This is a genomic window from Amycolatopsis sp. NPDC051061 (assembly GCF_040682935.1).
In the GTDB taxonomy this organism is placed as follows: Bacteria; Actinomycetota; Actinomycetes; order Mycobacteriales; family Pseudonocardiaceae; genus Amycolatopsis.
This window is the reverse complement of record NZ_JBFBBZ010000030.1, coordinates 105759-114594: the sequence shown is the minus strand read 5'-3', so window position 1 is coordinate 114594 and position 8836 is coordinate 105759. Positions and strand designations below refer to the sequence as shown.

The 8836-nt window shown below is 69.4% G+C and carries 8 protein-coding genes; 3 read left to right on the top strand and 5 right to left on the bottom strand.

What is annotated here, in order from left to right; all coding sequences use genetic code 11:
* Window positions 1-57: 57 nt before the first annotated feature.
* The 4 genes from AB0N03_RS34010 to AB0N03_RS33995 form a co-directional block, all read right to left on the bottom strand.
* Window positions 58-1737, bottom strand: coding sequence for a glycosyl hydrolase family 18 protein (locus AB0N03_RS34010; RefSeq protein ID WP_364380381.1), 1680 nt, complete (start codon window positions 1735-1737; stop codon window positions 58-60).
* Window positions 1738-1928: 191 nt separating this feature from the next.
* On the bottom strand, window positions 1929-3197 hold the full coding sequence (locus tag AB0N03_RS34005; RefSeq protein WP_364380378.1) for an alginate lyase family protein: 1269 nt from the start codon (window positions 3195-3197) through the stop codon (window positions 1929-1931).
* A gap of 96 nt (window positions 3198-3293) precedes the next feature.
* Window positions 3294-4001: an aspartate/glutamate racemase family protein gene (locus AB0N03_RS34000; RefSeq protein ID WP_364380375.1), complete on the bottom strand. Its 708-nt coding sequence runs from the start codon at window positions 3999-4001 to the stop codon at window positions 3294-3296.
* A complete protein-coding gene (locus AB0N03_RS33995; protein ID WP_364380372.1) occupies window positions 3998-5419 on the bottom strand; it encodes an NCS1 family nucleobase:cation symporter-1 in 1422 nt (473 codons plus the stop codon). Before AB0N03_RS33995 ends, AB0N03_RS34000 begins: the two co-directional genes overlap by 4 nt.
* Before the next feature lie 209 nt (window positions 5420-5628).
* On the opposite strand from AB0N03_RS33995, the gene AB0N03_RS33990 reads away from it, so the two are divergent.
* Window positions 5629-6312: a GntR family transcriptional regulator gene (locus AB0N03_RS33990; RefSeq protein ID WP_364380369.1), complete on the top strand. Its 684-nt coding sequence runs from the start codon at window positions 5629-5631 to the stop codon at window positions 6310-6312.
* Here the strand turns inward: AB0N03_RS33990 and AB0N03_RS33985 are convergent.
* Window positions 6282-6656 carry a hypothetical protein gene (locus AB0N03_RS33985; protein ID WP_364380366.1) on the bottom strand — a complete coding sequence of 125 codons (375 nt, stop codon included), beginning with the start codon at window positions 6654-6656 and terminating at the stop codon, window positions 6282-6284. The two genes, AB0N03_RS33990 and AB0N03_RS33985, sit on opposite strands and share 31 nt — an antisense overlap.
* 74 nt (window positions 6657-6730) lie before the next feature.
* On the opposite strand from AB0N03_RS33985, the gene AB0N03_RS33980 reads away from it, so the two are divergent.
* Both AB0N03_RS33980 and AB0N03_RS33975 read left to right on the top strand, forming a co-directional pair.
* Window positions 6731-7387: an aminotransferase class I/II-fold pyridoxal phosphate-dependent enzyme gene (locus AB0N03_RS33980; RefSeq protein ID WP_364380363.1), complete on the top strand. Its 657-nt coding sequence runs from the start codon at window positions 6731-6733 to the stop codon at window positions 7385-7387.
* A 216-nt stretch (window positions 7388-7603) separates the two neighbouring features.
* Window positions 7604-8761: an acyltransferase gene (locus tag AB0N03_RS33975; protein ID WP_364380360.1), complete on the top strand. Its 1158-nt coding sequence runs from the start codon at window positions 7604-7606 to the stop codon at window positions 8759-8761.
* The last annotated feature ends 75 nt before the right edge of the window (window positions 8762-8836 follow it).

Sequence of the window (8836 nt, the reverse complement as noted above, 5' to 3'; positions counted from 1 at the left end):
CCACCGGCAACGGTGGTGGTGCGTTACAACGTGTGTGTTTCTCACTCACGACCTCTTTCAGCTAGCCAGCCACAAGGCCGGGACGTTCGGCGGCTCCCAGCCCACCAGTGAGGTGTGGCCCTGGCGGCACGTGTACGTGACGCCGTTGTAGGTCACCTTCGCGCCCGTCGCGTACGCCGTGTTCGGTGCCCACGCGGGGACCGAAGGCGGCGTGGTGGGTGTCGTGGTCGGTGGGGTCGTGGGCGTGGTCGGTGTCGTCGGAGTGGTGGTCGTCGGTGGGGTCGTGGTCGGCGGGGCCGAGCAGTTCGGTGTCGAGGCCGCCAAGCCGTTGACCACCGCGTGGAACAACGTCGCACCCGGGTCCAAGTCGTAGAGCGAGAACATCATCGCGCCGCCGAGGCCCGTGCAGTGGATGTAGTCCGTGCGCGCCTTCACCGACTGCGCCGACGAGCCGCCGTAGAAGTTCGTCCCGTCGTAGAACCACGCCGACTGCGTGACCGGGTCCCAGTACGTGTCCGCCGGGTTGTCGACGATGCCGGACAGTTCCTTGTACATCGCGACGCCGGGGACGTTGCCGCTCAAGGCGTGCCCGGGCGACGGCCCCGAAGCCGACTGGTACAGCCCGTGGTTCGAGCCGGCCGGGACGCCGGTCCAGCCGCGGTAGTAGAACGGGATGCCCAGCGTCAGCTTGGCCGCCGGGAAACCGCCCGCGATGCCGTACGCGCTGTTGCCGTGCAGGTAGTCCTTGACCACCGAGTCGGTCGTGTACTTCTCGGTGCCCGGCGGGATCGTGCCCGACGGGTCGTTCGGCGAGGAGTACAGCGGGTCCTGGAAGTTCGTCGGCCCCGTCGCGTCCCACGCGCCGTGCATGTCGTAGGTCATCGCGTTGCCGAAGTCGAGGTACTGCCCGATCCGGTCGGTCTGGATCTTCGCGATCTTGTCCTGTCCGCCGGGCAGCGCGGCCGAGAGCGCGTAGTGCTTGCCGCCCAACGCGTCCAGCTCGGTGCGGAACTCCGCCATCAGCGCGGTGTAGTTCGCGGTGTCGGCGGCGCTGTAGTGGTTGCCGACGTGCCCGGTGGGCGAACCCGGGTACTCCCAGTCGATGTCGATGCCGTCGAAGATCCCCGCCGCGGTGCCCGGGCCGCCGTAGCCGCCGGACGCGGGGATGTTGCCCTTGATGAACATGTCGAGGCACGAGCTGACGAACTTCTTGCGGGACGCGTCGCTCGCGGCGGCGTCGGAGAAGTACTTCGAGTACGTCCAGCCGCCGATCGACAGCAGCACCTTGAGGTTCGGGTGCCGGGCCTTGAGCTCCTGCAACTGGTGGAAGTTGCCCACGATCGGCTGGTTCCAGGTGTCGGCGGTGCCGTCCACGCTGATGTCACTGCCAAAGGACTTCTGATAGTCGGCGAACTGGTCTCCGCCGCCGTCGCCGGCGTTCGGGTCGGTTTCGCCGCCCGGGTCCGGGGTGGTCGCCTTCGTGTTTTCGAAGCAGGTGAGGTTGCTCGGGTCGATGTTCTCGAAGTCGTAGAGCAGGTAGTCGAGGTTGCCGGCGATGGCGTCGACGTTCTTCAGGTAGTAGGCGTTCTGGTAGATGGACCACTGGTCGAAGTAGGCGATCCGGACCCCGCCGGAGGTCGCGGCGGCCGCGTTCGGGGCCGCCGGGCCGGCGACGGTCAGCGCGCCGATCACGACGGCGGCGGCCGCGGCGGCGACCAGGGCGAATCTTCGCTGCATGGGCGTCTCCTCGCGCAGGCGGACGGCCCTCTCCCGGCCGCGACGGCGCGGGAGAGGGCGTACGCGATGGCTGCTTCACGAGCGGGTCCGGCCCCGGTCATGAATGTGCGCGCGGGGACACCGAGTGTCAATACTTTGGACTAGACCAATCTGCCGGGTCGTGCCCTATGCGACGTGGTGTCCGGATTTCCCTACTTCAGTGGTGGGTCGAGCGGGAAGCACGACACGCGCACCGGCCACGTGTCACCGCCGGCCGGCAGCGGCATCTTCTTGAGCGCGGCCGCCGCGTCGGAGTCGTGCGCCTCCTCGGCCGCCGCGTGGAAGATGTCCGCCGCGATCGACTGGTCGAACACCCCGATCTGCTGGTGCGGCCAGCCCGCGGCGCCCTGCAGCGCGCCCGGGATCAGCTGGTCGACGACCTTCCGCAGGGTCACGCCGTTCGGTGCCCGGTACTTCCAGACGTCGATGCCGAGGTTCTTCCCGACCTCCGCCATCCGGCCCCAGGCGGTGAGGTTGAAGTTGACGTAGTGCCAGGACATCGTGCGCGACAGTTCGAGCGGCTGGCTGCCGTCGGCGGCGAACTGCACCGGGAACCGGTTCTTCTCCGCGTCGAGCACGATCTTGCGCGCGGTGTCCCGCTTGCCCAGGTAGGACGCGATCGTCGCGTTCTGCATGTCGAGGAAGGTGCCGTGGTTGTTGGTGGCGGCCAGTTCCAGCTTCGCCTGCGGGCTGGTCTGCATCCAGTCCAGGTACTGCGTGAGCCACGCCTTGATGCCCGTGCGGTCCTTGCCCGTCCAGCCCGGCGCGCCGCTGTCGAGGAGCGCGAAGACGTCGAGCACCTGACTGAACGACTGCGTCGAGTCGATGATCCCGGTGCCGCTGATCGTGGTCTTGCACGGGATGATCTGCGAGTAGTTCATGTTCGGGTTCATCTTGGTGGCCGGGTCGAGGAACCACGTCCGGATGTCCAGCGCCGCGCGTTTCGCGTACTTCGCGTCGCCGGTGTAGTACCAGGCCAGCGAGAGGTAGTACATCGCGTCCCAGGCGACCATCCGGTAGGTGTGGTCGGTGATCGCGTCGGCCTCCGGGTTGCGCTGGCCGTCCCGGTTGACGTACGGGCAGCCCTGCGGGTTCTCCGGCGTCTTTTCACCCGCCCACCAGTAGGGCGCCTGGCTCAGGTAGTCGTGCTTGTCGCCGCTCGGCGGCGCGGTCGGCTTGTCCATGACCGACCACGGCCCGGTGGTCAGCGCCGTGTTCGCCTTGGCCAGCACGGCTTTCAGCGCGTCCCGCTGGGCCTTGGACGCGTGGCCGCCGCGCAGCGCCTGCTTGATCCCCGCCAGCTTCGCCCCGTCGGTGACGACGGTGTGCGGTGGCGACGCGGCCACCGCCGTCCCGCTGACCGGGACCAGGATCATGCTCGCGGACAACGCCAGCGCGCCCAGAACGCGTAGCCTTCGCACTTCGACCGCCCTTTCGGGGACGCCAGGATCCCCACTCGTCACCGGGCGGCGGTACGGCGTGGCGAGCGCGATTCTTGCCCGGCGGCGAGGCTGATGTCAATCGGGCCAGGTCCGGCGTTTGTCCAACGGCCGGGCGTACGAGCCCGCGCGGCTCGTCTTCAGTCCCAAGGCCACCAGCGACTCCGCGAGCCGGACGGCGGCCGCGACGCCGTCGATCACCGGGATGTCCAGCATCGTCGCGATCCGCCGGTCCAGCCCGGTCATCCCGGCGCAACCGAGCACCAGGACCTCCGCGCCGGCGTCTCGCGCACGACGGCCGGCGGTCAGCAGTGCCGACTCCGTCCGGCGCTCGTCGGTCAGCTCCAGCACGCCGAGCCCGGCGCCGGTGACCGTGACGCAGTTCTGCGCGACGCCGGCCGCGTGCAGGCTGTCCTCGATCAGCCCGCACGTCCGGTCCAAAGTGGTCACCACGCCGTAGCGGCGGCCGAGCAGGCACGCCAGGTGCGCGGCCGCTTCGGTGATGTCGACGACCGGGACGTCCAGCAGCTCGCGCGCGCCCTCCCGGCCGTGATCGCCGAACCCGGCGAGCACGACCGCGTCGAACGGTTCTTCCAGGCCCCGCAACAGGTCCAGCACCGCGGCGGCGGACAGGAAGCTGTCCAGCCAGCCTTCCGCCGATTCCGGTCCCCAGCGAGGTGTCCGCGCCAGGATTTCGGTGCCGGGACTCGCGGCCGCGCGGGCCCCGGCTTCGATCTCCTTCGTCATCGCCTCGGTGGTGTTGCAGTTGGTGACGACGATCTTCATCGCTGCTTCCTGGAGACCGCGAAGTACAGCAGCGCCGACGACGCCGTGCCGATGAACCACGAGTACGGCGCGGCCGGGGCGAAGAACGGCACCAGCGCGATCACCGCGGCCAGCGTGGCGGTCGGGAAGAACGTCACCAGCGCGCGCGGGTTCACCCGGGGATGGATTCCGCCGTCGACGAACAGCTGCGCGACGTCGACCTTGCCGCGCCGGATCAGGTAGTAGTCGACGATCATGATGCCGAACAGCGGCCCGAGGAACGCGCCGAGCCCGCCGAGGAAGTAGTTGACCACCGTCGGCGACGAGTACAGCTTCCACGGCAGCACGCACAGGGCGGCGACCGCGCTGATCATCCCGCCGATGGTGAACGTGATCCGCTTCGGCCAGATGTTGGCCAGGTCGTAGGCGGGGGAGACGAAGTTCGCGACGATGTTGACGCCCATGGTGGCGACGGCGAACGTCAGCGCGCCGACGATCAGCACCGGCGTGTTGTGCACCTTCGCCAGCAGCTCCGCCGGGTCCGTGATCGCCTCGCCGAACACCTGCATGCTGCCCGCGGTGACGATCACCGACAGCAGCGCGAACGCCGTCGAGTTGATCGGCAGGCCCCAGAAGTTGCCGCGCTTCACCGTCTTCTGGTCCGGCGCGAAGCGCGAGAAGTCGCAGAAGTTCAGCATCAGCGTGCCGTAGGTGGCCAGGATCAGCCCGGCCGCGCCGAACCACTGGCGGATCTGCTCGCCGGTGGACAGCTGCTTCGGGCTGCTGGTCAGCGAGATGTGCCAGTGGCCGGCGGCGAGGATCCACACGGCGAGGGCGATCATCACGACCCAGATGGCCGGGCCGCACCAGTCCTGGAACTTGCGGACCGACTCCATGCCGCGGGTGAGGATCAGCGCCTGGACCGCCCACAGCGCGACGAAGCAGATCCAGCCGAGCGCGTGCAGGCCGAGGAAACCGTGTTCGGTCAACGGTTTCAGGCCCGGGTCGATGGTGAGCACGAGCAGCGTGATGGCGACGCTCGCGAGGTAGGTCTGGATGCCGTACCAGAAGATCGCGATGACCGCCCGGATCAGCGCGGGCAGGTTGGCGCCGAACGTGCCGAAGCTCAGCCGCGCCACGACCGGGAACGGCACGCCGGTGCGCTGCCCGATCCGGCCCATCAGGTTCATGCCGAGGTAGATGATGACGAAGCCGAACAGCAGGGCGGTGAACACCTGCCAGGCCGAGAGGCCGAGCACGAACAGCCCGGCCGCGAAGGTGTAGTTGCCGAGGTTGTGCACGTCGGACATCCACAGCGCGAAGATGTCGTAGACCTTCCACCGGCGCTCCTTCGCGGGGGCGAGGTCTTCGTTCCAGAGCCGGGGATCCGGCGGCGGGCTCGTCTCTTGCTGGGATTCGGTGAGCGGGGCGGCGGTCATGCGGGCCTCCGATCGACACAATCTTTCGGGGGTTCCGGGTGGCGGAGCCCCCGGCCGGGGCGGAGCCCCGGGCAACACAGTGCAGCGACGGCGATTTGGGATACCAAAATTTGGCATCCCAAATATCACCCCGATGTCCGCGCCCGTCAACCCTCCGGCCGATAAACTCGCGTTACAGAAGGTTACGTTCACTTTTCGAGAGGGGACCCGTGACGTCGGCGAGCGAACGGCAGCCCCTCGCGGCCACCCGGCAGCGGGTGCGCGACGAGCTGCGCGAACGGATCCTCACCGGCCGCCTGCGCCCGGGCGACCGGCTGGTCGAGCGCGAGCTCGCCGAAGACCTCGGCGTGTCCAGGGTGCCGGTGCGCGAGGCCATCCGCAGCCTCGAGGCCGAAGGCTTCCTCGTCGAGCAGTCGGCGCGCCGGATCGTCGTCCGGCAGCTCGCGCGGGTCGACGTCGAGGAGCTGTTCGACGTCCGTGAAGCCCTGGAAGGACTCGCCGCGGGACGCGCTGCCGAACGCGCGGGCGCGGCGGAGCTGAAGCGGCTCGAACGGGTGCTCGCCGACGCCGCCCGCGCGACCGCCCGCGGCGACGCGACCCGGATCACCGTGCTCAACTCGCGCTTCCACGACGAGATCGTGGCCATCGCGGGCAACACCCTGCTCACGACCATGCTGCAGCCTTTGCAGGGCAGGCTCCGCTGGCTCACGAGCCAGAACGAGCACTGGTCCGAGCTGCTCGACGAGCACCGCCGGCTCTACGAGGCGATCGCGTCGGGGGACGCGGACCGTGCGCACGCTGAAGCCGTCGAGCACGTGCGGGTCAACCGCGAGGTGACCTTGAAGTCCCTCTTCGGCACCGATCAGGCGGAAATCGTCGCCGGTTCGAGGTAGGGCGTCACGTTCCGCAGCGCCCGCTCGACGTACTCGTCCTTCTCGCCGACCGGAGCGACGTAGTGCATGGCGTGCTCGGCGGCTTCGAGACCGTGCAGGCGGGCGAGGACCCAGGTGGCGAGGTACGTCGAGGCCAGGCAGCCGCCCGCGGTGGCGAGCGGGCCGCGGGCGAAGAACGGCCGGTTCAGCACCTCGACGCCGGCCGTGAGGACCCATGGCTTCGTCGTCAGGTCGGTGCAGGCGGGCACGTCGGCGAGCAACCCGAGCTTCGCGAGCACGAGCGTGCCGGAGCACTGCGCGGCGAGCAGCTGCCGAGCGGGGTCGAGCCGGGCCAGCGTGCCCATGATCGCCGGGTCTTCGACGACTTCGCGGGTCTTCGAGCCGCTGCCGCCGTCGCCGGGTCCGGGCGGTGTACGCGATGCCGACCCTGCACAACCCGCTGGGCTGGGTGCTCTCCGCCGGGCAGCGCGCGCGGCTCGTCGAGATCGCCCGGCAGCACGGCGTGACGATCATTGAAGACGCGTCGTACGCCTACCTCGCCGAGGACGCACCGCCGCCGCTGGCGATGCTCGCGCCCGAAGCCACCGTCTACGTCTCGGGGTTGTCGAAGAGCGTCGCGACCGGGTTGCGCGTCGGGTTCGTCGCGGCGCCGCCCGAGCTCGTGCCGGCGCTCGAAGGCGCGATCCGGTCCACGACGTGGAACACGCCCGCCCTGACCGCGGCCATCGCGCGCCGGTGGCTCGACGACGGTACCGTCGAACGCTTGGAGGTCCGGAAGCGCGAAGACGCGCGAAGGCGCCAGGCGCTCGCGTCGCAGGTGCTGGCCGGGCTTCCGGGGATCGCGCACCCGTCGTCGTACTTCCGGTGGCTGCCGCTCGCCCGCGACTCCCGGCCGGACCGCATCGTGGCGGCGCTCGCCCGGCGGCGCGTCGCGGTCGCCACGGCCGAGCCGTTCGCGACGACGCCGGCCGTGCCGCAGGCACTCCGGCTGGCGCTGGGTTCGGTGGGACACGCCGAGCTCCGCGACGCGCTCGCGGCGGTCCGGCACGAGGTCGAGCGGGATGTTTTCCGCTGATCACGGCGGGATGACGAAGGTCACGCTCGGTACCGGAGAGCTTACGTATTAACATGATCGACGGGTCCCCGCTCCGTGAGCGGGAGTGGCATATCCAACAGCCCGGCGGGCCGCCGCCAACAGGCGCTTCCCAGTGCCTTCATGGGAAATTCACAGAATGGGTGGCAAGTCTGACAACGTGAACCACGCCGACGACGGTGCCGGAACGGCGGCACGATGACGACTGCCCAGGCCACTCTCGAAGCTCCCTCCCGGATCGCGAGACCGGGTGGGAAAGCGCCGTACCTGCACCAGATCGACCTGTTCCGGTTGATCACGTTCGCCTGCGTGATCCTCATCCACGTGGTCGGCGCGACGAACTTCGCGCAGGACGTCGGCGCCAACGCCGTCGAGACGCCGCTGCACTTCACGCGGGAGGCGTTCTTCGCGCTCACCGGGTTCGTGCTGGTGTTCCAGAACCGCGGCCGCGAGATCACGCCGTCCGGCTTCTGGCGCAAGCGGCTGCCGCCGGTCGCGACGCCCTACCTGGCGTGGTCGATGTTCTTCTGGGCGTTTTCGCTGGTCAGCGGCACGCAGCAGCCGGACTCGCTCGAGGCGTCGATGCGCCTGCTGGTCAAGGACCTCGTCACCGGCGGCGCCTGGTACCACCTGTACTTCCTGCTCGTGACGATGCAGGTCTACCTGCTGTTCCCGTGGATCATGAAGCTGCTGCGGGCGACCGAGGGCAAGCACAAGTGGCTGCTGCTCGGCAGCGGGGTGCTGCAGGTCGGCGTGACGCTGTTCATGACCTACCAGCCGTTCGGCGTCAGCTACGAGACGATCACCCACCTGTACGCCACGCTGCTGCCGTACCAGTTCTACACGCTGTTCGGCGCCGTGGTGGCCATGCACTTCGAGGCCGTGCACGCCTGGGCCGGCCGGCACCGGCTGCTGCTCGGCGGCGCCCTCGTGGCGGTGCTGGCCGGCACCGAGTGGGTCTACCTGAGGACCGTCCACAGTGGAACGTTCCCGCAGGTGGCCAGCGACCCGTTCCAGCCGTACCTGATCCCGTGGTGCGTGACCGTCATCGCCGCGATCTACGCGTTCACCACCTGGTGGTCGGGCCGCCGCGCCGACGGCGGCCACGGGGCCCGGCTGGTCTCGTGGGCGGCGAACCGATCGTTCAGCATCTTCCTGGTCCACCCGCTCGCGCTGGCGTTCCTCGGCCCGCTGATCCCGCACGTGGCCGAGCGCTTCGGCGCGCCCTGGCTGAGCGTGATCATCTACTTCGCCACGATCGCGCTGACGATCGTGATCGTCGAGGTGCTGCGCCGCCTGCCGGGCAGCCGCGCGCTGACCGGACGGCCGCGGCTGCGGCTCGCGAAGGCCGCCTGACTCACCCCGAAGGGTGGTCAAGGGCACAAAAGAGAGTTCCGGCATGTCCCGGCGCGCGGATCCGCGGTCTTCGGA